The 26,356-nt window shown below is 72.9% G+C and carries 21 protein-coding genes; 10 read left to right on the forward strand and 11 right to left on the reverse strand.

Features of this window, described 5'->3' with window-relative positions; genetic code table 11:
• Window positions 1–241: 241 nt before the first annotated feature.
• On the reverse strand, window positions 242–1,417 hold the full coding sequence (locus M1P99_RS00890) for an ROK family transcriptional regulator (RefSeq protein WP_304450790.1): 1,176 nt from the start codon (window positions 1,415–1,417) through the stop codon (window positions 242–244).
• A gap of 173 nt (window positions 1,418–1,590) precedes the next feature.
• On the opposite strand from M1P99_RS00890, the gene M1P99_RS00895 reads away from it, so the two are divergent.
• Window positions 1,591–2,154, forward strand: coding sequence for a uridine kinase (locus M1P99_RS00895; RefSeq protein WP_304455518.1), 564 nt, complete (start codon window positions 1,591–1,593; stop codon window positions 2,152–2,154).
• Window positions 2,155–2,259: 105 nt separating this feature from the next.
• Here the strand turns inward: M1P99_RS00895 and M1P99_RS00900 are convergent, their stop codons facing one another.
• The 6 genes from M1P99_RS00900 to M1P99_RS00925 form a co-directional block, all read right to left on the reverse strand.
• Window positions 2,260–4,170, reverse strand: coding sequence for a serine/threonine-protein kinase (locus tag M1P99_RS00900; RefSeq protein WP_304450791.1), 1,911 nt, complete (start codon window positions 4,168–4,170; stop codon window positions 2,260–2,262).
• Between the two features lie 42 nt (window positions 4,171–4,212).
• On the reverse strand, window positions 4,213–6,480 hold the full coding sequence (locus tag M1P99_RS00905) for a serine/threonine-protein kinase (RefSeq protein ID WP_304450792.1): 2,268 nt from the start codon (window positions 6,478–6,480) through the stop codon (window positions 4,213–4,215).
• Window positions 6,481–6,676: 196 nt separating this feature from the next.
• Window positions 6,677–8,026 (reverse strand): hypothetical protein, encoded by a 1,350-nt coding sequence (locus M1P99_RS00910; protein WP_304450793.1) that lies wholly within the window; start codon window positions 8,024–8,026, stop codon window positions 6,677–6,679.
• On the reverse strand, window positions 8,016–9,995 hold the full coding sequence (locus M1P99_RS00915; RefSeq protein WP_304450794.1) for a hypothetical protein: 1,980 nt from the start codon (window positions 9,993–9,995) through the stop codon (window positions 8,016–8,018). Before M1P99_RS00915 ends, M1P99_RS00910 begins: the two co-directional genes overlap by 11 nt.
• A gap of 151 nt (window positions 9,996–10,146) precedes the next feature.
• On the reverse strand, window positions 10,147–12,864 hold the full coding sequence (acnA, locus tag M1P99_RS00920; protein ID WP_304450795.1) for an aconitate hydratase AcnA: 2,718 nt from the start codon (window positions 12,862–12,864) through the stop codon (window positions 10,147–10,149).
• A gap of 264 nt (window positions 12,865–13,128) precedes the next feature.
• Window positions 13,129–14,064, reverse strand: a complete 936-nt coding sequence (locus M1P99_RS00925) for an LLM class F420-dependent oxidoreductase (RefSeq protein WP_304455519.1) — start codon at window positions 14,062–14,064, stop codon at window positions 13,129–13,131.
• 127 nt (window positions 14,065–14,191) lie between these two features.
• On the opposite strand from M1P99_RS00925, the gene M1P99_RS00930 reads away from it, so the two are divergent.
• The 6 genes from M1P99_RS00930 (at window position 14,192) to M1P99_RS00955 (ending at window position 18,697) form a co-directional block, all read left to right on the forward strand.
• A complete protein-coding gene (locus M1P99_RS00930; RefSeq protein ID WP_053619580.1) occupies window positions 14,192–14,773 on the forward strand; it encodes an RNA polymerase sigma factor in 582 nt (193 codons plus the stop codon).
• Window positions 14,770–15,570, forward strand: coding sequence for a zf-HC2 domain-containing protein (locus tag M1P99_RS00935; RefSeq protein WP_304450796.1), 801 nt, complete (start codon window positions 14,770–14,772; stop codon window positions 15,568–15,570). The genes M1P99_RS00930 and M1P99_RS00935 overlap by 4 nt, the downstream gene beginning before the upstream one ends.
• Window positions 15,567–16,457: an ABC transporter ATP-binding protein gene (locus M1P99_RS00940; protein ID WP_304450797.1), complete on the forward strand. Its 891-nt coding sequence runs from the start codon at window positions 15,567–15,569 to the stop codon at window positions 16,455–16,457. Before M1P99_RS00935 ends, M1P99_RS00940 begins: the two co-directional genes overlap by 4 nt.
• Window positions 16,454–17,968, forward strand: a complete 1,515-nt coding sequence (locus M1P99_RS00945; protein WP_304450798.1) for a hypothetical protein — start codon at window positions 16,454–16,456, stop codon at window positions 17,966–17,968. The genes M1P99_RS00940 and M1P99_RS00945 overlap by 4 nt, the downstream gene beginning before the upstream one ends.
• Before the next feature lie 86 nt (window positions 17,969–18,054).
• Window positions 18,055–18,303, forward strand: coding sequence for a hypothetical protein (locus M1P99_RS00950; protein WP_304450799.1), 249 nt, complete (start codon window positions 18,055–18,057; stop codon window positions 18,301–18,303).
• A complete protein-coding gene (locus tag M1P99_RS00955; RefSeq protein ID WP_304450800.1) occupies window positions 18,296–18,697 on the forward strand; it encodes a type II toxin-antitoxin system VapC family toxin in 402 nt (133 codons plus the stop codon). Before M1P99_RS00950 ends, M1P99_RS00955 begins: the two co-directional genes overlap by 8 nt.
• Window positions 18,698–18,808: 111 nt before the next feature.
• Here M1P99_RS00955 and M1P99_RS00960 read toward each other — a convergent pair whose 3' ends face one another.
• From M1P99_RS00960 to M1P99_RS00970, 3 genes are all read right to left on the reverse strand, one after another.
• The gene (locus M1P99_RS00960) at window positions 18,809–20,194 is read right to left on the reverse strand and encodes an MFS transporter (protein ID WP_304450801.1); all 1,386 of its coding nucleotides are present in this window, start codon (window positions 20,192–20,194) and stop codon (window positions 18,809–18,811) included.
• Between the two features lie 182 nt (window positions 20,195–20,376).
• Window positions 20,377–20,940, reverse strand: coding sequence for a dihydrofolate reductase family protein (locus M1P99_RS00965; RefSeq protein ID WP_304450802.1), 564 nt, complete (start codon window positions 20,938–20,940; stop codon window positions 20,377–20,379).
• 215 nt (window positions 20,941–21,155) lie between these two features.
• A complete protein-coding gene (locus tag M1P99_RS00970) occupies window positions 21,156–22,442 on the reverse strand; it encodes a class I SAM-dependent RNA methyltransferase (protein ID WP_304450803.1) in 1,287 nt (428 codons plus the stop codon).
• Window positions 22,443–22,689: 247 nt separating this feature from the next.
• Here M1P99_RS00970 and M1P99_RS00975 point away from each other — a divergent pair, with 247 nt between their 5' ends.
• Both M1P99_RS00975 and M1P99_RS00980 read left to right on the forward strand, forming a co-directional pair.
• Window positions 22,690–23,370 carry a TrkA family potassium uptake protein gene (locus M1P99_RS00975; RefSeq protein WP_304450804.1) on the forward strand — a complete coding sequence of 227 codons (681 nt, stop codon included), beginning with the start codon at window positions 22,690–22,692 and terminating at the stop codon, window positions 23,368–23,370.
• On the forward strand, window positions 23,363–24,061 hold the full coding sequence (locus tag M1P99_RS00980) for a TrkA family potassium uptake protein (RefSeq protein ID WP_304450805.1): 699 nt from the start codon (window positions 23,363–23,365) through the stop codon (window positions 24,059–24,061). The genes M1P99_RS00975 and M1P99_RS00980 overlap by 8 nt, the downstream gene beginning before the upstream one ends.
• A gap of 9 nt (window positions 24,062–24,070) precedes the next feature.
• Here M1P99_RS00980 and M1P99_RS00985 read toward each other — a convergent pair whose 3' ends face one another.
• The gene (locus tag M1P99_RS00985; protein WP_304450806.1) at window positions 24,071–24,829 is read right to left on the reverse strand and encodes a DUF3159 domain-containing protein; all 759 of its coding nucleotides are present in this window, start codon (window positions 24,827–24,829) and stop codon (window positions 24,071–24,073) included.
• A 390-nt stretch (window positions 24,830–25,219) separates the two neighbouring features.
• On the opposite strand from M1P99_RS00985, the gene M1P99_RS00990 reads away from it, so the two are divergent.
• Window positions 25,220–26,326, forward strand: a complete 1,107-nt coding sequence (locus tag M1P99_RS00990; protein ID WP_304450807.1) for a serpin family protein — start codon at window positions 25,220–25,222, stop codon at window positions 26,324–26,326.
• The last annotated feature ends 30 nt before the right edge of the window (window positions 26,327–26,356 follow it).

Raw genomic sequence — 26,356 nt, forward strand, 5'->3', positions numbered from 1 at the left:
CACGAAAACCCCTGGCCAGAGCGGCTCGCAGCGTACGTGACCTTGTGTGAAGGGTACGTGCCGATCGCCCGTCCGTGAACTTTTTACCCGCCCCTGACCTCGAAGAACGTCGGGAGGCACACCCCCGGGGAGGTACGCCCGAGGGCCCGCCGGACGGCGTCCGGGCACGCGTGAACACTGTGGAACGGTGACGCGCCCCACAGTGACGAGCCCTACAAGTCTTGGGTGAGAGTGCCCGCGGTCAGCCGACGCGCTGTGCCGCGATGAGCAGAGCGCCGTAGAGGGAGGCGTCGCCCCCCAGCGCGCTCGGCACCAGTTCGAGCTGGCTCAACGCGCTGCCCAGAGCGCCCAGCTCCATCGCGCGGCGCATCGGGTCCAGCAGCAGTTCGCCCGCCTCGGCCAGGTCGCCGCCGACGACCACCCGGTCCGGGTTGAACAGGTTGGCGATGATCGCCGTGCCCTGTCCGAGGGCCGTGCCCGCCTCGGAGACGATCCGTCGGCTGCCCAGGTCCCCGTCCAGGGCCGCGGCCACGACGTCGGGCACGCCGACCGGCCCGGGGCCGCGCGCCACGTCGGCGTTCTGGGGCAGCATGTCCAGCAGGTAGTGCGCACCCGTGAACGTCTCCAGACAGCCGCGGTTGCCGCACCGGCACACCTGCCCGCGCGGGTCGAGCGCGATGTGGCCCACCTCGCCCGCCGTGCCGCCCGCGCCACGGAAGAGCCGGCCGGACAGGATGATGCCGGCGCCCACGCCCTCGCCGATGACCAGGGTGATCACGTGCTGGGCGCCCTCGCCCGCGCCCCGGTGCTGTTCGGCCAGCGCGGCCAGGTTGGCGTCGTTCTCGGCGACGACGGGCAGGCCCAGCCGCTCGGTCAGCGCCTTGGCCGGGCGGTGGCCCGCCCAGCGGGGGACGCAGGAGATCCGGCCGACCTCGCCGGTGCCCGGATCGATCGGCGCGGGCACCGAGGCCACCACCGCCGACACGGTGCCGACGTCGATGCGGGCGCGCTGCAGCGTGGTCTCCGTCAGCCACGCGGCCCGGCGCACACCGCGCTCGGCGTCGGCCGCCACGTCGTAGTCGATCGCCTCGCGGGCGATCATGTTGCCGTCGCTGTCACCGATCGCGACCTGGACACGCGTGGGCGTGAAGTCCACGGCCACGACCGCGCCGGGCGGGCGCAGCAGGGTGACCGCGCGGGCACGGCGCCCGTTCGAGGCGGTGTCGCGGACCGAGACGGTACCCGCCGCACGCAGTCCGCGCACGATGTTGGACACGCTGGCGGCGGACAGCCCGGTGGCCCGGGCGAGCTCGGCCTGGGTGCGCGTGCCCTCCTTGCGGAGCGCGTCCACGATCCGGCGTTCGTTGGCCTGCCGCAGGGCGGACTGTGATCCCGGTGTCCCGGCGGTGTCGGTCACCCGGTGGCCCTTTCGTCGTCTCTCGTGCAAGCGCGACGGCGCTTCTGAGACGAATGCTACAAGCATTGAACGCAAGCGGGAACGCCGCCGGTGCCGACCTGGCCATGGTCTAGGGTGCGATCGTGCCAGTACCGAGGATCAGCACGGCCGAGAGCGGTTGGGAAACCCGCGCGGTGTCGCTCCTGCCCGAGCGGAGCGCCCGCGTGCGCGTCGTGGCGGTGGAGGGCCGCTCCGGATCCGGCAAGAGCACGGTCGCCGAACGCCTGCGCGCGGTACTGGCCGCACGCGGTGAGCCCGTCCACGTGCTGACGATGGAGGACCTCTACCCCGGTTGGGACGGGTTGGCGCGTGCGCCGGGCCTGCTCCGGAGCTGGGTACTGGCCCCGCTGCGCCGCGGGGAGAGCGTGGCCTGGCACCGCTACGACTGGGACCGCGGCGCCTTCGCCCCGGAGCGGACCCGCCTCCCGGAGGAGGTCGCCACCGGGGGCACGCTGGTGGTGGAGGGCTGCGGATCGGGCGCTGCGGACGTCCGTGGCCTGGTCGACGCGCTGGTCTGGGTGGCGGCACCCGGCGCCGAGCGGGCCCGCAGGCTGGACGCGCGCTGGGACGCCGCCGTGTACGCTCCGCACCGGGACCGGTGGGCCCGGCAGGAGGAGGCGTTCTACGCCGAGCACCGCCCCGACGCACACGCCGGGCTGGTCGTGGACAACACCGCTGCGGCCGCACCCACACGCTAGGGCGTGTGCGGTGGGACGCGGGCCGTCGCGAGCCGCCTATCCCGTGGTGCTCTCACCAGGCCGAAGCCGCGCCGCACCCGTGGGGCCGCGTCGGAGCCCCGCGACTCAGAAGGTTCGCACGAGCTGGTAGGCGGCCGCGGCGTACCCGGCGCGCGCGGCACCCGTGGCGCCCTCCACCCGGGCCCACAGGTTGCGCCCCCACTCCGCCCTTCCGGGCCGGTCGCCGGGATCGGGCTGGACGACCAGCTCCGGATGCAGCAGAAACGTCAGGGTCAGCACGGGGTCCGGTCGCCCGGGGCTTCCGTTGCCCTGCCAGAGCACCGCGCCTGCGCGGTCCGCCGTGTCGAGGTCCTGGGCCAGGATCCGCAGGGCCTCGGCGTCCGGGCCGCGGTGCGCCGCCATCAGGCGGATCACCGCCGGACGGGCCAGCAGCAGGCGCTCGTGGGCGGTCCGGTCGCCGGGTACCGGAGGCCGACTGTCCCGGAACAGTGCACGCAGCCCGGCGGGGGACGCGTCCTGGCCGTGGAAGACCGGCGGCAGGTCCGGACGGAGCTGGGCGACGAACGACGCCACCGCCAGGTTCACGTCCACCACCCCCCGCTGGAAGGGCGAACGGTCGGCGAGCGTCACGCGCAGGTCGTGGCCGATCCATGAGTCGAGGGCGGCGCGCTCGGTCGTGTCACCGAAGACCGAGGTCGCCTCGGCCCAGTCGCGCTGCATTGCCGCCGCCAGGTCGCCGGCGTCGGTATACGCCGTCCCGGCGAAACGGTAGGTCGGCGCCTGTCCGCCCCCTCCGGTCCCCGGCACGTACGGCGTCCCGGTGGGGCCGGAGGTGTAGGGAGCCCCCGTGAACCCATCACCGGGATCCGGCGGCGGCGCGTGACCCGACGTAGAGGGGGTGGCCGGGTCAGGCGGAACCCCAGTGGAAGCAGAAGTGTACGGAGCCCACGTGAACCCATCCCCAGGGTCCGGCGGCGGCGCGTGACCGGAGGTGTACGGGGCGCTCGTGGGATGTGAGGCAGGAGGAACCGTGGTGGAACCGGGGGCATACGGCGCCGCCGCGTGACCGGACGTGCGCGGAGCCTCCGTGTACCCGGTTTCGGGGGATGATCCCGGCTGACCGGAGGCGTACGGAGTACCCGCGTGCGCGGCACGGGGGCTCTCCCCGGCCGACGCCGACTCAGTGTAGGCGCGGGTCGAGTGGATCCTGGATGCGCCGACGGCGAGGAGGCGGCCGGTGACCAGGTGGTCCATCAGCGCGGCGGCGTCCGGTCGCCGTTCGGGGTCCTTGTCCAGGCAGGCGCGGACCACCGTGGCGAGCGGTTCGGGGACCCCTCCGGTGTCCGGTTCGCTCGACAGGATCCGGGCGATGCGCGAGGCCTGTGTGGGGCCGGGGAACGCCTGATGTGCGGTGGCCGCGAAGACCATCACCGATCCCCAGGCGAACAGGTCCACCGCCGCCGTCAGGCGGGCGCCCTCCAACTGCTCCGGAGCCATGTACCCGACCGTGCCGATCACACCGCTGGCCGTCACGGAGGTCGCTTCCACGGCCCGGGCGATCCCGAAGTCGATCACCCTCGGCCCGTCCGGCGCCAGCATGATGTTGTCCGGCTTCAGATCCCGGTGCACCACGCCCGCGGCATGGATCGCGGCCAGGGCGGTGGCCGTGCTCACCGCGAGGCGCTGGAGCGCGGATCCCGTGCGCGGGCCCTGCGCTGCCACCGCCTGTTGGAGTGTGGGGCCGTCGATGTACTCGGTGGCGATCCACGGCTGCTCCGCCTCGGGGTCGGCGTCCAGGATCGCCGCGATGCAGAACCCGCTCACCCGCCGCGCCTGCTCCACCTCGGCGGTGAAGCGGCGCCGCATGTCGGTGTCCTCGGCCCAGGCGGTGTGCAGGAGCTTGACCGCCGCCAGCGTGCCGTCCGGCCGCTCCCCCAGGAACACCTCGCCGAACCCGCCACGCCCCAACGACCGCACCAGCCGGTACTCGCCCACCGTACGAGCGGTCCCGTCCATACCCGTCCCCATCTCCTGTCGTCGTGTCGTCCCTGCCGTCGGTCAGCCCTCGCTGATCCTGCGGGCCTGGGCGAGGTCGGTGCGGATGCGCTCCACACCCGAGGTCAGCTGCGGGAGCTGGGCGTTGGAGTGCTGCAGTTCCATGACCCTGTGGGCGCGGCGCGCGGGCGTGCCACAGACCACCCGGCGGGCCGCCGTGCACGAGAGCGCCCCGAGCAGGCCCAGGACGGAGACCACGACCAACAGGCCGACGATCCAGTCCGGGGCGCCGAGGGCGTACTCCAGCACGAACGCGCCCGGAAAGGCGAAGAGGGCCCACCGGCTGTAACGCACGCCGTTGGTGAGTCGGACCTGGAGGCCGACCCTGGTGGCCAGGGCGTCGTGCTCGGCCGAGACGGAGGCGAAGCGCTCCTCCCAGTGGCGTCGCTGGCGGGCCAGTTCGCGCAGTGTCGGCACGGCACCGTAGACCATCGCGGCGCAGCCCGCCCTGTCGGGCACGGGCGCGGACTCGACCTTGCGCCAGAGGATGTCGACCCACTCCGCGACGGCCTTGTCCCCGTCGTTCGGCGGGACGGCGCGCTCCGGGTGCAGGAGGAAAGCGAGCACCAGGGCGGGATTGACGTGGACCCGCGTGCCGACCCATCCGGCCAGGTCGCCCCGGAGCCGCTCGTGGAAGGCGATCCCGGCCCGTTCGGCCTGCCCCAGGTGCTCGGCGAGCCGGTGGAGCGCACCGGGCCGATCAGTGTGGTGGTCGCCCATCACCCGCAGGACGTCGGGCCGGGCGAGCAGTGCCATCTCGTTGGCCAGGGGCGCTCCCGTGAGCACGGGCGCGGGATCGGCGAACAGCTCGCCCAGCGCCTCCAGGCCGGCGGGACGGCCTCGAAAGACCGGCGGCAGGTCGGGGCGCAGTTGGGCGACGAAGGAGGCGATGGCGAGGTTGGCGTCCGCGGCCTGGCGCCGGAACAGGGAGCGGTCGACGGTGGTGTCGCCCAGGTCGTCGATGATCCAGGCGCCCAGGGCCGCGCGCTCGGCGGTGTCGCCGAAGACCCGGAGGGCCGCCGGCCAGTCCTGTTGGAAGGCCTCGGCGAGTGCGCGCGGATCGGTGAACCGGACGCCGCGGAAGTGGTACGGGGGGACCCCGCCGGTGTGGTGGGGGCCGGAGGGCAGGGGGCCCGACGGGTACGCAGCCGACTCGCCGGACCCGGGCGGCCGCAGACCGGAGTGGTAGGGCCCCGATGGCGCGGGACCGGGGTACTGCGGCGCGGGCGGGGCACCGGAGTGCTCCGACACCTGCGCGGCCGGGGTCTCCCGCGTGGCGAGGCGGGTGTAGGCGCGGGTGGGGTCGACGGTGGCGGGTGGCGCCGCGCGGGTGGGGTCGACCTGGGGCGGGGCGTCCCCGGCGATCCTCGTCCGGTCGACGCCGACCCGCGTCCGGTCGTCGGGCCGGGGGGTGACCGCGGCGGGCGCCGGTCCCGGGGTCGGAGCGCCCGCGTGCGGGGCGGCGATGAGCCGGTTGAGCAGCGTGGAGGCGTCCGGGCGCTGATCGGGGTCCTTGTCCAGACACGTCCGGATGATGCCGAGCAGGGGCTCGGGCAGGGCCCCCAGATCGGGCTCCCCACCCAGGATGCGGGCGATCCTCGAGGCCTGGGTCGGGCCGGAGAAGGCCTCGTGTCCCGTCGCGGCGTAGACCATCACCGACCCCCAGGAGAACAGGTCCACCGCCGACGTCAGGCGGGCGCCCTCCAACTGCTCCGGAGCCATGTACCCGATGGTGCCGACCACGCCGCTGGCCGTCACCGACGTCGACTCGACGGCCCGGGCGATCCCGAAGTCGATCACCCTCGGCCCGTCCGGCGCCAGCATGATGTTGTCCGGCTTCAGATCCCGGTGCACCACCCCCGCGGCGTGGATCGCCGCCAGCGCGGTGGCGGTGGAGACGGCCAGGCGGTGCAGGTCGGCTCCGCCGCGGGGGCCCTCCCGGTCGACCGCGTCCTGCAGCGTGGGGCCCTCGATGTACTCGGTGGCGATCCACGGCTGCTCCGCCTCGGGATCGGCGTCCAGGATCCCCGCGATACAGAACCCGCTCACCCGCCGCGCCTGCTCCACCTCGGCCGTGAAACGGCGCCGCATGTCGGCGTCACCCGCCCAGCTCGCGTGCAGCAGCTTGACCGCGGCCTTCCTCCCGTCGGGGGCCTCGCCGAGGAACACCTCGCCGAACCCGCCGCGCCCCAACGACCGCACCAGCCGGTAGTCGCCGACCGTGCGCGCCGGGGGGTGTGCGCCCCCGTCCTCGCCCGTCCCGTCGTCCACAGCCGCCTCGTTCCTTGGTCGCTCGTCCGTCCGTCCCGCCTCCACCGCGGGGATCCGTGGGAACTATAGCCACGTTGTGGATGTCCCGAGTCCGGGCCCGGGATCGCGGTGCCCCTGGCGAAGGCGTCGATGAGCCGGGGCCCGGCCGCAAGCCTGTGCGGCCCGGCGGCCTACTCCGGCCCGTGGGTTGCGGCGGTCACCGCGCCGTCCGGTGGGCGCCGCGCTGGATGCGTTCCACCAGGTCGTCGCTGAGCGTGCCGTACCCGGTGGCCGCCCACACGCTCTCCTCGGGCGGCACCTCGTAGTACGGGACCGACCGGCCCTCGTGTTCGTCCGCCAGGACGGTGGGCCGCACCCGGTCGCGCACGGCACGCGCGCAGTCCGAGCACAGCGGGACACGGATGGTCCGGGTACCGCCGAACTCACGCCAGTCGACCTGCCGCGTGTCGCTGCCGTGCAGCGGATTGGCGTAGCAGGGCCGGCGCGGGGTCCGCCGACCGGCCAGAGCGTCCTCCGCCAGGTCGAGCAGCACGAGCACACCCACGGCGTCGGGCAGGGTGGGGCCCTCCGCGACCATCCGGTCGTAGACCCGCACGGCGGCGTCGCGGGTGTCCAGGGCCCGAGTCAGGCGGCGGCCGTTGGTGCTTCCGGCCTGGCTGAGCCGTTCCCCCAGCTCGATGAGGTCCCGGTCGCAGCGTTCGACCAGGGACTCCAGACGGGCGCGGTCGGCGTTGTCGAACGCGGCGTGCTGCGCGAGAGGGACGGCCGGGCTCGCGGAGCGTCGGACGAGGACCACGCCGCCCAGGACGGCCAGGACCGCGACGGCTCCGGCGGCCACGATCCAGGGAAGCCAGGTCGTGCCGTCCGACATCATGCGGCCGTTCTCCGCCTCGTAGTCCGCCACCGCCTGCTCATAGGCGGCCTCGGGATCGTCGGAGAGGGCGGTCTCGACGCCGATCCCCACCAGTTCCGCGATGGTCGTGTCCGATTCGCCCATGGTGCGGTAGGAGGCCGTGTGGGCGCCGTTCGCCGCGGGCCGGGTCTCCGGATGCGCGCCTGCCGGCCCGAAGTCCACGCCCTGCAGCCTGCGGCCGTCGTGCACGAGGAAGTGCCGCTCCTCCGCGCCCATACGGTCCTGAACGGCCGAGACGAGTTCGTCCGCGTCCCCGTTCCACTCGTCGCCCTCGGTGAGCGGGACGGCGATCACGTACAGGTCCAGGCCGCTTTCGGCGATCACCTCCGCCAGGCGTTCGCGTTCGGCGACCGGGAAGGCGCTGTCGAAGGCGGGCGAGACGTGGACGGGCGACTCGGCCAGGACGTCGGCGATCGTCTGGGCGGGGCTCGCGCCCTCCTCGGCCGTCCCGGCGTCCCCATCGGAGGCCGGGGACGCGCCCTCGGCCGAGGCGGGCGCCGGGTCGGCTGCGGTGCCGGCCAGGGCGGGGGCCGGGGCGCCCGCCACGAGCGCGGCGGCGGCCAGAGCGGCCACCAGGGCCCACGCGCGTCGGGTCGGCCGGGACGCGGCGGCGTCGGGGTGTTCAGTGGACACGGTCCTCCTTCAGCAACAGCTCGACCAGCTCCTGGGGCCGGTCGGCTCCGAACCGGTGACGGATCCACGGGTCCTTGGGGCTCTTGAGATAGCTGTGCGCCGTGGAGCGGGTCCGCAGCCGCAGGACGCGCGACTCGCGCTCGTCGTCGGTCAACTCGGCGCAGGCCGCGCACAGCGCGCCGCTCCCGGTCCGGTCGAGGCGCGTGTCCGCGCGCCGCGTCGCCGGCGGGTGCAACGGGTTGACCAGGCAGGGCCCGAGGTCGTCGGCGCCCGGGTTCTCGGCGGCGGCCACGACCCGCCGGGCGAGGACGGCCGCGCCGAGCAGGTCCAGGCCCTCCACCCCGCGGTCCATGAGGATCAGCGCGGTCTCCGCCTGCGGCATGAGCGTGTCCGGCACCCGGTCGCCGCGGGTCGACAGCAGGGTGCGCAGGCGGCCGGTCTCCCGCTCGGCGACGCGGCGCAGTGCGCGCGGGCCGCGCACGGTCGGTCCGCCCCCGCTCCGCAGGTTCCGCACGAGCAGGACGACCAGGTAGTAGGACCCGATCACGGTGGCCACCACGAGCGGACCGACGAGGAGCATCCCACCCCACAGGCCGTCGGACCAGTACCGCTCCGACCGGGGGCCGGGCAGGTTGGGCTCGTCGTCGGCGAACCGGGGTGTGTACTCGGCGCCGCCGGAGACCACCGCCTCCGTCTCCGCGCGCAGGGCCGTCACGGCCGTGTCGAGGGCTCGGGCCGGGGTCGGCTCCTCGATGTCGTAGACCTCGCGCCACAGCGCGGAGGCGTCCACCTCCACCCCTTCGGCGGCGGCCCCGACCTCAGTGGTGGAAACGCCGAAGTCCGGGCCCGCGACGAGGTAGAGCCCCTCGCGTCCGGACACGGAGGCCAGTGCCGCCGCGAGGACCTCGGGGTCGCCCCCGGACTCGTCCTCACCGCTCAGGTTCACCACGGCCGCGTACACCGGCACCGGTCCCTCCGACAGCGTCGCGGCGACCTCGGCGAGCCCTTCACGGGACTGGGGGTTGAGGGGGTCGACGTACAGCGGGTCCTCGGCGAGCCGTTCGGCGATGTGCTCGATGCGGCCGGTCGAGAAGACATAGGGCTCCTCCAGCCGCACCAGCTCCAGGGGGTCGGGGATCTCGTGCCCGCCCTCGGGAGCGCTCATGACGTAGGCGTAGGGCGCGACGACGGCCGCGCCCGCGAGGACCGCGGCACCCGCGGCGGTGGCGACCGCGATCCTCCTGCGGCCGCCGCGCAGTGTCAGCCACACGATCCAGCCGCCGGCCGACAGGAGGAGCCCGGCCGTCGACCCGGCCAGGAAGCCGAGGTTCTCCGGGCCGTTGAACCGGGTGGGGTCGATGTCGTCCAGGAACTCCGTCCACGCCTCCGGGACGGCCTCGGCGCGCTCCTGCTCCGCCGCCATCCCTTCCGCCAGGGCGGGGTCGGCCAGGGCCGCGGCGAACACCCGCGCGACGTCGGCGGCGGGTGCGTCGTAGCCCAGGTCGGGGTCGGCGTCCACGGCGCGCATCCCTGCCTGCACCGGCAGGTCGACGCCGTAGGCGCGCACCTCGTCGGGCCGTCCCTCGGGAGGCAGCAGGACGTAGATCCCGTCCGCGCCGAGCCGGTCGTGCAGGGCGGGCAGCACCCTGCTGAAACCGGCCGACCCGGGTCCCGTGAAGGGGGTGACCACGACCTGGTAGGGCACGTCCAGGGCACCGAAGGCGGCGTGCACCGCCTCGGCGGTCTCGGCCGGGTCCGTCAGGCCGCCGCTGGCGGGGTCGACCACGACGGCGGCGCCCTCGGGCTGTTCGGCGAGGAGCCGGGCGTAGTACTCGGCGGGTGTCGTCGGGGTGTCGGCGGACGTGTCGGCCGCGACGGGGGATGCCGTCAGCACCACCGCCGCCGCCACCGCCACCGCCGGGGAGAGCAGCGCGCGGACCAGGAGCCGCGGGAGGGAGAGGGCGGGCATGAGCAGAGCATACAGACCGGTTTCGGCCATCCGGATCACCGAGTCCGGAACATCCTCCGACACAAGGCCGGGGCCGCCACCGTCGGTCGGACGGTGGCGGCCCCGGTGAACCGCGCGGCGCGCCGTTGTGGGCGCGGGCGGAGTCTGTGGACTACTTCGCGATGAGCTGGCGCAGCACGTACTGCAGGATGCCGCCGTTGCGGTAGTAGTCGGCCTCGCCCGGGGTGTCGATGCGCACCACGGCGTCGAACTCGACGCCGGTGTCGGTGGTCACCTTCACCGTGCTCGGGACACGGCCCTCGTTGAGCGCGGTCACGCCGGTGATGGAGAAGGTCTCCTCACCGGTCAGGCCGAGGGAGTCGGCGGACTGGCCCTGCGGGAACTGCAGGGGCAGCACGCCCATGCCGATCAGGTTGGAGCGGTGGATGCGCTCGTAGGACTCGGTGATGACCGCGCGCACGCCCAGCAGGCGCGTGCCCTTGGCCGCCCAGTCACGGGAGGACCCGGAACCGTACTCCTTGCCGCCCAGGACGACCAGCGGGGTGCCCTGCTCGGCGTAGTTCTGCGCGGCGTCGTAGATGAACGACACCGGCGCCTCGGGCTGGGTGAAGTCGCGGGTGTAGCCGCCCTCGGTGCCCGGTGCGATCTGGTTGCGCAGCCGGATGTTGGCGAACGTTCCGCGGATCATCACCTCGTGGTTGCCGCGGCGCGAGCCGTAGGAGTTGAAGTCGCGGCGCTCGACGCCGTTCGCCTTCAGGTAGTCGGCCGCCGGGGTGCCCGGCTTGATGGCGCCGGCCGGGGAGATGTGGTCGGTGGTGACCGAGTCGCCCAGCTTGGCCAGGACGCGGGCACCGGAGATGTCGGTGACCGGCGCCGGGGTGGCGTCCATCCCGTCGAAGTACGGGGGCTTGCGCACGTAGGTGGACTCGCCCTCCCATTCGAAGGTGTTGCCGGTGGGCGTGGGCAGCGAGCGCCAGCGGTCGTCACCGGCGAACACGTCCGCGTAGGCGGACTCGTACATGTCCGACGCGATGGCGGAGTCCATGACCTGCTGGATCTCCTCGGCGGTGGGCCAGATGTCGGCCAGGAAGACCGGCTGGCCGTCCTTGCCGACGCCCAGGGGCTCGGTGGTGATGTCCACGTCGAGCGAGCCGGCCAGCGCGTAGGCGACCACCAGCGGCGGCGAGGCCAGGTAGTTCATCTTCACGTCCGGGTTGATCCGGCCCTCGAAGTTGCGGTTGCCGGACAGGACCGCGGAGACCGCGAGGTCGTTGTCCTGGACCGCCTTGGAGATCTCCTCGGGCAGCGGCCCGGAGTTGCCGATGCAGGTGGTGCAGCCGTAGCCGACCAGGTTGAAGCCCAGCTTGTCCAGGTACGGGGTGAGGCCCGAGCGCTCGTAGTAGTCGGTGACGACCTTGGAGCCGGGAGCCATGGAGGTCTTGACCCACGGCTTGCGGGACAGGCCCTTCTCCACCGCCTTCTTGGCCAGCAGGGCGGCGCCCAGCATGACCGAGGGGTTGGAGGTGTTGGTGCACGAGGTGATCGCGGCGATCACCACGGCGCCGTGGTCGATCTCGGTCTCGGTGCCGTCGGCCATGGTGACCTTGACCGGGCGGTGCGGACGGTGGCCGTTGGCGGCCTGCGCCGGGGCGTCGGAGGCCGGGAAGGACTCCTCGCCCGACTCGTCGTCGGAGACGTAGTTCTGGACGTCGTGGCGCCAGGTCGGCTTGGCCGCGGACAGGGCGATGCGGTCCTGCGGGCGCTTGGGGCCGGCGATCGACGGAACGACGTCGCCCAGGTCCAGCTCCAGGTACTCGGAGAAGGCGGGCTCGACGGACGGGTCGTGCCAGAAGCCGTTGGCCTTGGCGTAGGCCTCGGTCAGGGCGACCTGCTGCTCGGAGCGGCCGGTCAGCTTCATGTACCGGATGGTCTCGTCGTCGACCGGGAAGATCGCGGCGGTGGAACCGAACTCCGGGCTCATGTTGCCGATGGTGGCGCGGTTGGCCAGCGGCACGGACGCGACGCCGTCACCGTAGAACTCGACGAACTTGCCGACCACACCGTGCTCGCGGAGCTGCTCGGTGATGGTGAGCACCAGGTCGGTGGCGGTCGTGCCGGGCTTGAGCTGCCCGGTCAGCTTGAAGCCGACCACGCGCGGGATGAGCATGGAGATCGGCTGGCCGAGCATGGCGGCCTCGGCCTCGATGCCGCCCACGCCCCAGCCCAGGATGCCCAGGCCGTTCTGCATGGTGGTGTGCGAGTCGGTGCCGACGCAGGTGTCGGGGTAGGCCTGGCCGCCACGGGACATGGTCACGCGGGCCAGGTGCTCGATGTTGGCCTGGTGCACGATGCCGGTGCCGGGCGGGACGACCTTGAACTCGTCGAAGGCGGTCTGGCCCCAGCGCAGGAACTTGTAGCGCTCGTAGTTGCGCTCGTACTCGATCTCGACGTTGCGCTCGAACGCGTCGGGGCGGCCGAAGAGGTCGACGACGACGGAGTGGTCGATCACCAGCTCGGCGGGGGCGAGCGGGTTGACCTTGTCCGGGTCGCCGCCCAGGTCGCGTACGGCCTCGCGCATGGTGGCGAGGTCGACGACGCAGGGCACGCCGGTGAAGTCCTGCATGATCACCCGCGCGGGGGTGAACTGGATCTCCTGGCTGGGCTGCGCCGCGGCGTCCCATTCGCCCAGGGCCCTGATGTGGTCGGCGGTGACGTTCGAGCCGTCCTCGGTGCGCAGGAGGTTCTCCAGCAGCACCTTCAGGCTGTAGGGAAGCCGGTTGGCGCCCTGCACGGCGTCCAACCGGAAGATCTCGTACGACTCGTCGCCAACGCGCAACGTGTCACGGGCGCCGAAGCTGTTCGCGGACACGGTGTCTGCCTCCTGATCTCGCCACTTTGTCCCCAGCCTCCCACCTCGTCGGATGGGAGCGGGACCTGCCGCTTCTGAGCGGACGCGGGGCCGATAGGCCGCGGGGTGGCCTTCGCCTTCTCGGGCGTCCGTCAGAACCGCTGCCCTGGAGCGGGCCGGGGGGAGCCCCGCAGTTATCTTGATGTCAAGGTATCCAACTTGTATCTCGATATCAAGTTATCGGGTCGCTCCCCGGCCCGCGTGACCGCCCCCCGTGGTTCGCGGTCAGCCCAACTGCGGAACGACCCGCGACGCCACCACTTCCAGGTGGTCGAGGTCGGACATGTCCAACATCTGCAGGTACATGCACTCCGCCCCCGCCTCGCCGAACCGGCCGATCCTGTCCACCAGCTCGTCGGGCGATCCGGCCAGGCCGTTCTCCCGAAGCTCCGGCACCCGGCGGCCGATCCGGTCGGCGCGCTCGGTGATCTCCGCCTCGTTCCGGCCCACGCACAGCACCTGCGCCGCCGAGTAGACCATCGGCGCGGTGCGCCCGGAGGCCGAGACCGCCGCCCGCGTCCGGTCGAAGGCGGCGGAGGTCTCCTCCAGTGAGGCGAAGGGCACGTTGTACTCGTCGGCGAACTTCGCCGCCAGGCGCGGTGTGCGCTTGGGCCCGGTGCCCCCGATCAGGACCGGCGGACGGGGACCCTGCTGCGGTTTGGGCAGCGCGGGCCCCTCCGCCAGACGGTAGTGCTTGCCCTCGTACTTGAAGGTCTCCCCCGCCGGGGTCGACCACAACCCGGTGATGATGTCGAGCTGCTCCTCGTAGCGGTCGAAGCGCTCGCGCGCGGTGGCCGGGAAGGGGATCCCGTACGAGGCGTGCTCCTGCTCGTACCACCCGGCGCCGAAGCCGAAGTCGACACGGCCGCCGCTCATCCGGTCGACCTGGGCCACGGCGATGGCCAGCGGCCCCGGGTAGCGGAAGGTGGCGGCCGTCATCAGGGTGCCCAGACGGATACGGGAGGTCTCCCGGGCCAGTCCGGCCAGGGTGATCCACGCGTCGGTCGGACCGGGGAGCCCGTCGGTGTGGTCGCCCATGTGGAGGTAGTGGTCGGAACGGAAGAGGGCGTCGAATCCCAGGTCCTCCGCCGCTCTGGCGACGGCGAGCTGGTCCTCGTAGGTGGCCCCCTGTTGGGGTTCAAGGAAGATCCTCAGGCGCATACGTCCCATTTTCGCCCATCCTCCACAGCCTCGGCGCACACGCCGCGCGGATACTGTGGAAAACCGCGCCCGCAGCCGTACCGATCGGGCTGAACCGAATCCCGCCACGACCGCGATAAGCCATGACGTGAAGCTGCTCCGCCGCGCCCGACGACGCGCCCCCTCCCCCGACAGCACCGACGCGGTGCTGCTCGCGGCCGTCGCCGACGGTTCCACCGAAGCCCTGGAAACACTGCACCGCAGACACGCGCCCTGGCTGCGGGCCCGGCTGCGCTACCGCTGTTCGGACCCCGACCAGCTCGACGCCGCCCTACAGGAGACCTTCCTGGCGGTGTGGAAGAACGCCGGATCGTTCACACCCCGCCCCGGCGACCCCGACGCCGGCGCCTGGCTGTGGACCATCGCGATCCGGCAGCTGATCTCCCAGCTGCGCAAACGGGCCAACCGATGGATCGCCGACAGCGATTCCGAACCCTACGAGACCATCGGCGACGCCTCCGCCGAGGACACCGTGCTGCTCAACATCGAGCACGGCCCACTGGGCGCCGCCCTGCACACCCTGTCCCCCGAACTGCGTTCGGCCATCCAGGCCACCGTCCTGGACGGACTCACCGTGCGCGAGGCCGCCGAGATCCTCCAGATCCCGGAGGGAACGGTCAAGACACGGGTGATGCGCGCCAAGGCACGTCTACGGGAGGCCCTGACATGAGCTGGCACCTGACCCCTGCCCAGGTCGACGAGTACGTGTCGTCCACCGTCGACGACGTCACCGCCATGTCCGTGGAGGCCCACCTCATGCACTGCGCGCCCTGCCGCTCCCTCGTTCCGGCCGACGAGGCGTGGCTGGCCGACAGCTGGGCCGACCTGCGCGACATCGTGGACCGGCCCCGCACCGGCCTCCTGGAGCGCGCGCTGACCGCGGTGGGCCTGCGGCAGACCACCGCCAAGCTCCTGACCGCCACGCCGCAGCTCTACCGCGCCTGGCTCGTGGCCACCGTGGTGGTCCTGGCCGCGGCCCTGCTGAGCGCCCACCACCTGCCGCGCGGCTCCCTGCTGTTCGCCTTCACCGCCCCCGTCGTGCCCCTGGTCGGCGTCGCCGTCGCCTACGGCCGCGGCGTGGACCCCGCCCACACGCTCACGGCGGTCACGCCGATGGCGGGCCAGCGGCTGCTGTTCCTGCGCTCGTGCGCGGTCCTGGTCCCCGCCCTGGCGATGTGCACCGTTGCCGCGGTCCTCATGCCCTCCCCCGCCACCCTGTGGAACGCCGGGTTCTGGCTGCTGCCGTCCCTGACTCTGGTCGCCGGGTCGCTCCTGCTCGGCCGCTGGCTGCACATGAGCGCCGCCGGGGCCGCGGTGGGCGGCCTGTGGGTGCTCGCCATGGTGGTGTTCGCCGTCACCGACCACGTCTCGGTCCTGGAGCTGTTCGCTCCGGTGTCCCAGATGTGGTGGGCCGCCGCGCTGGTCGCCCTGATCGGCGCGATCCTGCTGAGGGTGAGGGCGGCGTGAGCGCTCCGACCACGATCACCGCGCCGATCCACGCGCGCGGCCTGGTGCGCAGGTACGGAGCGCGCCGGGCCCTGGACGGCGTGGACCTGGACCTGGGGGCCGGGGTCACCGGGCTGCTGGGGCGCAACGGCGCGGGCAAGACCACCCTGCTGCGCAGCCTGGCCACCGACCTGGACGTCAGCGCCGGCCGACTGCGGGTGCTGGGCCGCGACCCCGCCGACCCCGCCGAGCGCGTCGAGATCCGGCGGCGGCTGGGCTACCTGCCGCAGAGCCCGGAGTTCTACCCGCACTTCACCGCCTTCGGGCTACTGGACTACATGGCGGTGCTCAAGGAGCTGGGCGGGCGCCGGGCCCGCCACGACGAGATCCGCCGGAGCCTGGACCGGGTGGGCCTGACCGAGCGCCGGCACACCAGGGTGCGGCGCCTGTCGGGGGGCATGCGCCAGCGGCTGGCCCTGGCCGCGGCCCTGATGGGCGACCCCGAACTGCTGCTGCTGGACGAGCCGACCATCGGCCTGGACCCCGAGCAACGCATCCTGTTCCGCAACCTGGTCTCGGAACTGGCCGTGCGCAGCACCGTGGTGCTGTCCACCCACCAGATCGAGGACGTGTCGGCGCTGTGCCAGCGGGTGGTGTGCCTGGACCGGGGGCGGGTCGTCTTCGACGGTTCTCCGGGCACGCTGATCGACCGGGCCCGCGGCCACGTGTGGGAGCAGACCGGCCGGCCCCGGGGCGGGGTCACCACGTGGCGGCTGGCCGACGGCCGCTACCGCGTCCTGACCACGGAACGCAACGATCCGGCGCCGCCCGGGGACCGGATCCGGGTCGAGCCCACCCTGGAGGACGCCTACCTGCTGCTGACGGGCGTGGAACGGAGCGCGCGGTGAGCCGAGCGGCCACCTTCGCGCGCCTGGTGTCGTTCGACGCCCGCCGGATGGCGGTGAACCCGCTCCTGTGGATCGGCGTGGCCGCGGCGCTCTACCTCTACGCCCGGCCGCGCTACTGGGTACCGGCGGCGCCCACGATGCCGGAGTACCACGCCGGTCTCGAAGGGGCCGCGGCGGTGGTCGCGGCCACGATGGCCGCCGTGGTCTGCTTCCCCGCGATGCGCGAGGTCGGCCACTCGCGGCGGACCGTCGCCGCCCTGGGGCCCGTGGGCCGCCTGCTGGCCCTGAGCACGGCGTCGGTCCTGCTCACCACCGCGGTCATGGCGGGGATGGTACTGCTGGACCCCGTCCTGCGGTCCGCCCCCCTCGCCGGCACGCTGAGTCCTCTGGCCCACCCCGCGCCCTTCCTCGTCGCGGCCGTGGGGCCGCTGGCGTCGATCGCGGTGGTCTCCTGGACGCGCACCTACGCGCCGCTGGTCGTTCTGTCCCTGGCCGTCCCGGCCATGCTGCTGTACCGGTACTCCGTGGCGGACCTGGGCCTGGAGACGGCCGTCTACCAGATCTCCCGGGTGACCGACCTGGCCCAGCGCCCCTTCGGCTTCCGGAGTCCGGCCGTCACGCCGCTGGCTACACTCCAGTTCGCCTACACCGCCCTGGCCACGGCCCTGCTGTTCGCGCTCATCACGGCCGCGCGCGCCCGGTCGGCACGGCGCAGGGCCCTGCTGGCCGCGGCCGCCGTACTGCTGGCCGGAGTGGCCGGGACGATCGGCTACGGGCGCCTGGCCTACCCCATCGGCACGACCTTCCCAGACGAGGCGATCCACGGGGCCTCCGCCGACCAGTGCCAGGTCCGCGAGGGCATCACCTACTGCCCCCTGCCCGGCTACGAAGCCTGGGTGGACGAGTGGCACGGCACGATCGGGCCCTCCATGGCCCTGCTCCCCGAGGCCGCCCACGACGACCTGCCGGTCGTGTGGCAGGAGGGGGACGCCTACCACCGCGACCTGGACGTGCCGGCGGACCGCTCCCTGAGGGTGTACGAGTACCTGGACACCGGCCAGCCGTTCAGCCGGTCGATCATGGCGGGTTCGGCCGCCCTGGCCACGCTGGGCCTGGGCGAGTACACCTGGGAGTGGTGCCTGGGCACGGGCCAGTCCAGGTTCGTGATCGTGGCGTGGCTGGCCGCCACCGCATCCGAGGTGCCCGCGGACGACGGGTTGGAGGCCGCGGCCACCATGCTCAGCACCTACTCCCCCTCGGTCGCGGACCTGGAGCTGCTGCGGGCCCTGATCGACGACGTCCCCCGGGAGCGGACGGTGGAGGCCCTGGCGGAGCGCTGGGTGCCGCTGTCCACACCGGAGGGCACCACCCTGGAGCTGGCCGAGCTGGTGGGGGTGTCCGTCACCGGGAGCGCGGACGTCCCGGCCGCGCAGGCCGAGTGGGCCCGGATCTTCCCCGAACTCGACCCGGCGATATACCAGACCTGGGGCGAGGCCACCGACTGCGCCTGAGAGCGCCCGTCGTTCACCCGGCGGCGACACCGTGACCGGCCCCAGCAAGCGCACGCATTGCGTGCATTGCGTGCTACCGTCTTCTCATGACCAATGTGAGCATCAGAGACGTACCGGACGAGGTCGTCAACAGGGTTCGTTCCCACGCCGCCAGCCAGGGAAAGAGTCTTCAGGCGTATGTTCGCGAACTCCTGGAGCGCGACGCCCGGACCGCACCCACAAGCCACGAGGGCACCCGGGGAACACGCCTGGTGATGCGTTTGCAGGCTCTCGAACAGCGGCCCGAATACGCCCAGATGAGCACGGACGAGTACCTGGGGCTGATCCGTGGCTGACACGCTGATCGATTCCTGCGTCCTCATCGACGTCATCAAGGAAGACGCCGCTTGGGCCGGGTGGTCGGCGATCGCGCTCGCTGAGGCGGCCGACACCGGACGCGTGGTCATCAACCAGTTGGTGTTCGCCGAAGTGTCCTTGTGCCTGGCCGACCCCGGCCAGTTGGACGCCGCCCTGGACGACCTCGTGGACCGTGAGGACCTGCCCTGGAAGGCGGCCGAGCTGGCGGTGGCCGCGCACGCCGAGTACCGCGGGCGCGGAGGAGCCAAGACTTCGCCCATGCCCGACTTCTATATCGGTGCCCATGCGGCCGTGTGCGGATATCGACTGTTGACACGGAACAGGAAGGACTTCGCGAGCTACTTCCCCGGCCTGGACATCATCGCCCCCTGACACGGACGACACGAGAACCGGGGAGCGATCAGGTGGGTCCTGCCGAACTCGACCCGGCGATGGACCAGACCTGGAGCGAGGCCACCGACTGCGCCTGAGAGCGCCCGTCGTTCACCCGGCGGCGACCACGCGCCGGCGCTCCCGCTCCCCGCCCCGCCGCCTGCCGTGGACCGGGCGCCTGCGGTAGGCCGACCAGGTCACCAGCGCGCAGACCAGGTAGAACACGACGAACACCCCGAACGCGGGCACGGCGGTGTCCCACCGGGTGTAGGACTCGCGCAGGGCCAGGTTGATACCGACACCGCCCAGCGCGCCCACCGCGCCGATCATGCCGAGCAGGGTGCTGGAGGTGTGCTCGGCCCGTGCCCGCGCCTCCCGCACGGGCACGCCCCGGGCCGCCAGGTCCTGGGCCCGGGCCGCGTACACGGACGGGATCATCTTGTAGGTGGACCCGTTGCAGATCCCGGTGAGTGCGAACATGGCCGCGAAGACCGCGACGAACAGCAGCACGGAACCCGCCGCCAGGGCGGGGACCACCAGCGTGCCCACGGCCGCCATGCCCAGGAAGGCCCGCAGGGTCACGCGCGCGCCGCCGAAGCGGTCGGCGAGCCAGCCGCCGAGCGGGCGGATCACGGAGCCGATGAGCGGCCCCACGAACGCGATGGAGGCCGCCTCCAGCGGGGTGCGCCCGAACTCGCCCTGCAGGAGCAGGCCGAACGCGAACCCGAATCCGATGAACGACCCGAACGTCCCCACGTAGAGCAGGGACATGATCCAGAAGTGGCGTTCGCCGAGCGCGCGCGACTGTGTCCGAACGCTGACCCGGGCGTGCGCCAGGTTGTCCATGAACCGCCACGCCACCCACAGGCCCAGGGCCAGCGCGGGCAGGAACAGCAGCGGCAGGAGGTGCCCGGACACCGTACCGGCCACGGCGATCACGGCGAGCCCGGCGAACTGCACCGAGGCCACCCCGACGTTGCCTCCGCCCGCGTTCAGTCCCAGGGCCAGGCCCTTGTGGTGTTCGGGGAAGAAGTAGTTGATGTTGGTCATCGACGACGAGAAGTTGCCTCCGCCCAGCCCGGCCGTGGCCGCCAGGGCCAGGAAGACGGGGAAGGGCGTCTCGGGGCGCTGCATGAGAACGGCGGCCAGCGCGGTGGGCACGAACAGCAGCACCGCCGAGACCATCGTCCACGTGCGGCCGCCCACTCGGGGCGCGATCAGGGTGTAGGGCACGCGCAGCACGGCGCCGACCAGGGCGACGGCCGAGACGAGCAGGAACTTCTGCTCACCGGTGAAGGCGAACCCTGACTCGGGCGTCATGAACAGCACGAGCACCGACCACAGGCTCCAGACGCAGAAGCCCAGGTGTTCGGTCGCGATCGACGCCCACAGGTTGCGGTTGGCGACGGTGAAGCCGTGCTCGTCCCAGAAGCGGGTGTCCTCGGGGTCCCAGCGGGTGATCCAGCGCGGACGTCGGACGGGGCGTTCGGAGTCCATGGGGGGTCCTCAGGAAGGGGAGTACCGACCCCGACGACGCTAGGAAGCCGCGATGTCGGCGATGGTGCCCTGCCATGACGCACCGGCGACGACCCGCTCACTCCGGACGGTGGGAGGTGTGAGTTCGGACCGACCTCGCACGGTGGGCGGCCCGATGCCCGCGCTGATCCGCCGTCGGGCACTCAGCGCCTGGTTTCGTACCTGGTCAGCACCACGCCGTCGGGAAACGTCCGGGTCTCCACCAGGTTCAGGTTCACCCGGTTGTCCAGGGCTGCGAAGAACGGAGTGCCGCCTCCCACCAGGACCGGATGGGTGACGATCGCGTACTCGTCGATCAGCCCGGCCCGCATGGCCGCCGCGGCGAGTGTGGCACCGCCGATGTCCATGGGGCCGCCGTCGTCGGCCTTGAGCCTGGTGATCTCGGTGACCGCGTCGCCGGTGACCAGTCGGGTGTTCCAGTCGACCGTGCTGGTCGTCGAGGAGAACACCACCTTCGGCATGTCCCGCCAGCGGCCGGCGAACTCGATCGCCGCCGGTGTGGCACCCGGCTGCTGGTCGGCGGTCGGCCAGTGGGAGCTCATCGTCTCCCACAGTCTGCGCCCGTACAGCGCCAGGCCCGTCGCGTCCACCCGGTCGGACCACCACTGGAACAGCTCGTCGCTCGGCACGCTCCAGTCGAGGTCGTCGCCGGGCGCGGCGATGTAGCCGTCCAGGCTCAGGTTCATGCCATAGCTCAGTTTCCGCATGGTGTCAGCTTTCCGTGAGTCGGTCTTCGACGTACAGACCAGCACGGCGCGCAGAAATCATCGGTCGGGCCACGCCGGGGGCCGGTTGACCACCACGCCGAGCGGATGCTCCGTACGGAGAGGAGCCTCCGGCGTACCGGCGGGAACCGTGCCGAAACGGCGCGCGCCCCGGTCCGCTGGGGACCGGGGCGCGCGCCGTCGTCGAATCGGTCGGGTCAGTCCTGCTGGTGGCGGCGGGCCTTGTGGACCGGCTCCAGCACCGCCAGGCACTCCACGTGGTGGGTCATCGGGAACGCGTCGAAGGCGCGCACGTCCACCAGCCGGTATCCGCTGCGCTGGAACTCCGCCAGGTCGCGGGCCAGCGTCGCCGGGTCACAGGAGACGTAGGCCACCGCGCGCGGGCGCATACCCGTCACCGACCGCACGACCTTGACGCCCGCGCCCGCCCGGGGCGGGTCCAGGACGACGACGTCGGCGCGCACGTCCGCCCACTCGCGCAGCTGCGCGGCCACGTCGTTCTTCTCGACCCGCACCTGCTCCAGGTCGCGCAGGTTGTAGGTGGCGTCGCGGACGGCCTCGGCGCCGCTCTCCACGCCCATCGCCCTGCCCTCGGGGCCCACGGCCTCGGCCAGTGCGCCCGTGAACAGCCCGGCGCCGCAGAACAGGTCCATGGCGGTCTCGCCAGGCAGGGGTTTGAGGGCGTCCATGACGGCGGCGGTCAGGACCTCGCCCGCCGCCGGGTGCACCTGCCAGAAGCCGCCCGCGCTCACCCGGTACTCGCGCCCGGCGACGGTCTCGCGGACCCCGCGGCGACCGCGCACGGCCTGGACCCGGCCGCCCTTGAAGCGGCGCAGCACGGCGCTGGAGGCCTTGAGCTCGGGGAGCGTGGTCAGCCGGGCCTTGGTGGGGGTGACGACGACGGCGCGGTCGGCGCACGTGGAGGAGGCGACCGCCTCGACCTCCTTGACGTCCGGCCAGAGCGTCTCGGTCACTCCCAGCTCCGTCACGCCGGGGTGCGCGATCAGGCAGCGGTCCACGGGCTCGATGCCGTGGGCGCGGTGGCGCCGCAGGCCCGCGCGGCCCTCATCGTCGACGGAGAAGCGCACCCGGGTGCGCCAGCCCAGGCCGTCGGGGGTTCCGGGCAGCTCCTCCACCACGACCTCGCGCTCGATTCCCGCGATCCGGGCGAGCTGGTCGGTGACGACCTGGCCCTTCATCCGGCGCTGGGCCTCCAGGGAGGCGTGCTGCCAGTCGCAGCCGCCGCACTTGCCGGGGCCGGCGAAGGCGCAGGGCGCCTCGACGCGGTCCGGGGAGGGGGTCAGGATCTCGATGGCCTCACCGCGCAGGAAACGGGTGGTCTCCTCGGTGACGCGGACGCGCACCCGCTCCCCCGGCAGGGCATGGCGGACGAACACCACCTGGTCGTCGTGGCGCCCCACGCACCACCCGCCGTGCGCGACGTCGTCGACGGTCAGTTCGTACTGGTTGCCCACACGGGTCACAAGGGTTCCTTCACAGTTCGGGTCACATGACGGGTGACCCTGCACGCACAGCCACCGATCCTCACCAATCTAGTCGACGTGGCGACCGGCCTGGTGACCCCGTGTTCCGCCCCACCAGCCAGTGGGCGTCGAGCGGAACGGGCCGTTGTGGCATGGTGTGACTGAGAGGGCTCGCGAGGCTACGGCGTGCCCGGCGGGCGTGACTCGACCGCCAACGCGACCGACAACGCGACAGGGGTGCTGGCAGGTGCACATCGTGATCATGGGGTGCGGCCGGGTGGGGTCCACCCTGGCGCACACACTGGTGGACCTCGGGCACACCGTGGCGGTGATCGACCAGGACCCGGAGGCGTTCCGTCGGTTGCGGGGCTCGGTGTCCAAGCACGGGATCCGCGGTGTGGGGCACGACCGCGAGGTCCTGCTGGCCGCCGGTATCGACCGCGCCGGCGCCTTCGCCGCGGTCAGCAACGGTGACAACTCCAACATCATCTCCGCCCGGGTGGCCCGGGAGGCCTTCGGTGTGGAGAACGTGGTCGCGCGGATCTACGACCCGCGGCGCGCCGAGGTGTACCAGCGGCTGGGCATTCCGACGGTGGCCACCGTGCGGTGGACCGCCGATGCCGTCCTGCGCCGCATGGTGCCCGGTGACGGCCGCCTGACCGCCGGCCCCGAGTGGCAGGACGCCTCCGGCACCCTGGCCATGACGGAGCTGGCCCTGCCCGAGGACTGGTCCGGGCGGACCGTGGACGAGCTGGAGGGGCACGCGGCCCTGCGGGTGGTGTACCTGGCCCGGCAGGGCCGGATCGTGCTCGCGGGCCCGGGAACGCCCCTGGAGCGCGGCGACGTCCTGCACGTGGTCGGCCACGGGCGCGACCTGGAGGACACGGTGGGCGGTCTGAACGGCGACAACGGAACGGGGCGTGGTTGAGGTGCGGATCGCCATCGCGGGAGCCGGGAGCGTGGGACGCTCCATCGCCACGGAGCTGGCGGGCAACGGCCACGACGTCCTGCTCATCGACCGCGACACGCGCGCGATCGGGGTCGACGACCTGCCACAGGTGGAGTGGCTGCTCGCCGACGCCTGTGAACTGGCCACGCTGGAGGACGCCCGGCTCGGCGGCTTCGACGTGGTCATCGCGGCCAGCAGTGACGACAAGGTGAACCTGGTGGTCTCCCTGCTGGCCAAGACCGAGTTCGCCGTGCCGCGGGTGATCGCCCGCATCAACGACCCCGTCAACGAGTGGCTTTTCAACGAGTCCTGGGGGGTGGACCTGGCGGTCTCCCCGCCGCGGCTGATCGCGGACCTGGTCGAGGGCGCCGCGGACGAGGACCTCGACGACGAGGGGACGCTGCCCCCGCTGCCCGGGGCCGAGATCGCCGAGTCGGTCCTGCACGCCGCCAGCCCGTTCGTGGGCGGCCCGGAGCGGGACCTGACGCGTGCGCTGCCCGAGGGGGTGGCCCTGGTCGCCGTCCTGGGATCGGGCGGGGTGCGCCCGCCCGATCCCGAGCAGACGCTGTCGGTGGGCGCCACGGTGGTGTTCCTGGCCGAGCAGGAGGCCCTCGGCTCGTTGGAGCGCGTCCTCGGCCCGGTCGACGGCGAGGACGACTCGGAGGGCTGACGCCCCGGCTCAGTCCTCCTGCGGCCCGTCCTGCTGCGACCGGGCTCCGTGGTCGGCGGCCAGGGGGGTGCGGCCCCGGGCCAGCACCCACACCATGGCGGCGAAGGCGGCGACTTGCAGGGGCCAGCCCATGGCCACCTTGGAGAAGCCGAGCAGCGCGAAGGTGTCGGCCCACTCGTAGTGGTCGGCGAGCCAGAGCGGGTACTGCACCAGCACCCGGATCACGCACGGCAGCACCAGCAGCCAGGTGAGCCGGGAGGCCAGCCTGACCACGGCCGGGTCGGCCCGCCAGGAGGTGAAGTCCTCCTTGTGCCCGATGAACGGGCCGATCATCAGTCCGATCGCCGGCCATCGCACGAGGACCGAGATCGTGAGCACCACCGAGTAGATCGCGTTGTAGTAGATGCCCGGCAGGAAGGCGTCGGCGGCGTTGCCGCTGCGCATGGCGAAGAACGCGGCGAGGCCGATGCCCAGCAGGCTGGTGATCACGTACTGCACGGAGGAGCGCTGGACGAGCCGGACCGCACCGAGCAGCAGGGCCGCGGCCACACCGGCGTAGATCGACAGGCGCAGCTCGGAGCTGACGATGTAGGAGATCGTGAAGGTCAGTGTGGGGATCGCGGCCTCGACCATGCCGCGTTTGCCGCCCAGCGCCTTGGCCAACTGGGCCCGGACCAGCGCTTCGACGGTGCCCTCGGTGACCTTCGGGGCTCCGGCCCCGTCCTCGGCGGGGGCGCCCTCGCCGGCGTCCCGCTGCTGCTCAGTCATTCCGCTCCAGAGACAGGTTCCGTACTCGGGGCCCGCACCCCGCCGCCTCCGCGGGCGGCGGACGGAGCGACCCGCCTGGCCTCCCACCCTATTTCACGGACGGCCGACCCCGTGGCGGCGCCGGAGCGGCCGTGGTGGCCACCGGTCCCCTCTTGTCGCCTTTCGCCCCTTGTTGTCCCGTGCCCGAACTCACCCTCCGGGCACATCCGTTTCCCGACCGTTGCCCACCGACCCCCGCGGAGCACTCGATGACCACCTCCCCGCGCCCCCATCGGTCGTCTTCGACACCCCGATGGACCCGGTCCGGGCGCCTGAGCGGGGGCGCTGGCGGGCGGCCCGGCGACTCCGTACGCTGGCGGCACCACGCCACCGCCGACGGGAGCCACGCCGATGCACGTCAGCGCTCAGCCACGCACGGACCACCTGGAGTTCGCCGCCGCCCTGGACCGCGCCCTGACCCGGGAGGGCGAGTCGCACGTGTGGTCCCCGCACTCGGTGGGCACCGTCCTGGGCCTCCTCGCCACCGCCGCGGCGGGGCGTACCCGCGAGGAGCTGGTGGGGTTGCTGGGCGAGGACGTCCTCGGGCAGCTCGCCGCCCTGGACGAGGCCGCGGCCGGAGCGGAGGGCTTGGACCTGGCCACGCTCAACGGGCTCTACGTCCCGGACGACCTCCCCGTCCGGGCCGACTTCGCCGACCAGGTCCGCTCGCGCGGCGGCGCCGAGGTCGAGAGCGCGGGCTTCCGGGACGACGCCGAGGGCGTGCGCGAGCGGATCAACGCCAAGGTCTCCGACGTGACGCGCGGGCTCATACCGCGACTCCTGCCCTTCGGCAGCGTCAGCCCCGACACACGCCTGCTCCTGGTCAACGCCCTGTGGGTGAAGATGGTGTGGTCCGATCCGTTCGAGGTCTCCGCCACGCGCGAGCGCACCTTCCACGCGCCGGAGCGCCGACACGGCGTCCCCACCATGCACCGCACCGGACGGATGCCCTACGCCGAGGCGGCGGGCTGGAGCATGGTCAGCCTGGAGGGCGAGCACGACCTCACCATGGACGTGCTCCTGCCCGACTCCCGAACGACCGCTCCGCCCCCGGTGACCGCCGAGGCCCTGACCGCCCTGTACCGGGGCCTGCGGCCCACGCAGATCGACCTGGCGCTGCCCCGGTTCGCCGTGGACACCGACTCCGCCCTGCTGGAACCGCTGGCGGCACTGGGGGTCGCCGAGTTCGCCACGGACGCCGCCCGCTTCGACGGGATCAGCGAGGAGCCGCTCAAGGTCGACGCGCTGCTGCACCAGTCGGTGCTGCGCGTGGACGAGAAGGGCGCCGAGGGGGCCGCCGCCACCGCCGCGGTCATGGTGATGGCCGCCGCCGTGCCGACGGCCCCGGTGCGCTTCACCGTCGACCGACCGTTCGTGGTGGTCCTGCGACGACGCGGGGCGGTCCTGTTCCTCGGCCGGGTGACCGACCCCGACGATCCCGGCCCCGCCCGGGACTGAGCCGGGCGGGCGGGTGACCGCCACAGGGCC

Origin of the sequence: Nocardiopsis sp. YSL2 (assembly GCF_030555055.1) — a bacterium.
GTDB lineage: Bacteria > Actinomycetota > Actinomycetes > Streptosporangiales > Streptosporangiaceae > Nocardiopsis.

Coding starts and splice junctions, on each gene's coding strand:
- M1P99_RS00900 (WP_304450791.1), bottom strand. CDS start 4,170: ATGGACGGGACCGCTCGTACGGTGGGCGAGTACCGGCTGGTGCGGTCG.
- M1P99_RS00990 (WP_304450807.1), top strand. CDS start 25,220: ATGCACGTCAGCGCTCAGCCACGCACGGACCACCTGGAGTTCGCCGCC.
- M1P99_RS00935 (WP_304450796.1), top strand. CDS start 14,770: ATGAGCTGGCACCTGACCCCTGCCCAGGTCGACGAGTACGTGTCGTCC.
- M1P99_RS00960 (WP_304450801.1), bottom strand. CDS start 20,194: ATGGACTCCGAACGCCCCGTCCGACGTCCGCGCTGGATCACCCGCTGG.
- M1P99_RS00965 (WP_304450802.1), bottom strand. CDS start 20,940: ATGCGGAAACTGAGCTATGGCATGAACCTGAGCCTGGACGGCTACATC.
- M1P99_RS00925 (WP_304455519.1), bottom strand. CDS start 14,064: ATGCGCCTGAGGATCTTCCTTGAACCCCAACAGGGGGCCACCTACGAG.
- M1P99_RS00985 (WP_304450806.1), bottom strand. CDS start 24,829: ATGACTGAGCAGCAGCGGGACGCCGGCGAGGGCGCCCCCGCCGAGGAC.
- M1P99_RS00915 (WP_304450794.1), bottom strand. CDS start 9,995: ATGCCCGCCCTCTCCCTCCCGCGGCTCCTGGTCCGCGCGCTGCTCTCC.
- M1P99_RS00950 (WP_304450799.1), top strand. CDS start 18,055: ATGACCAATGTGAGCATCAGAGACGTACCGGACGAGGTCGTCAACAGG.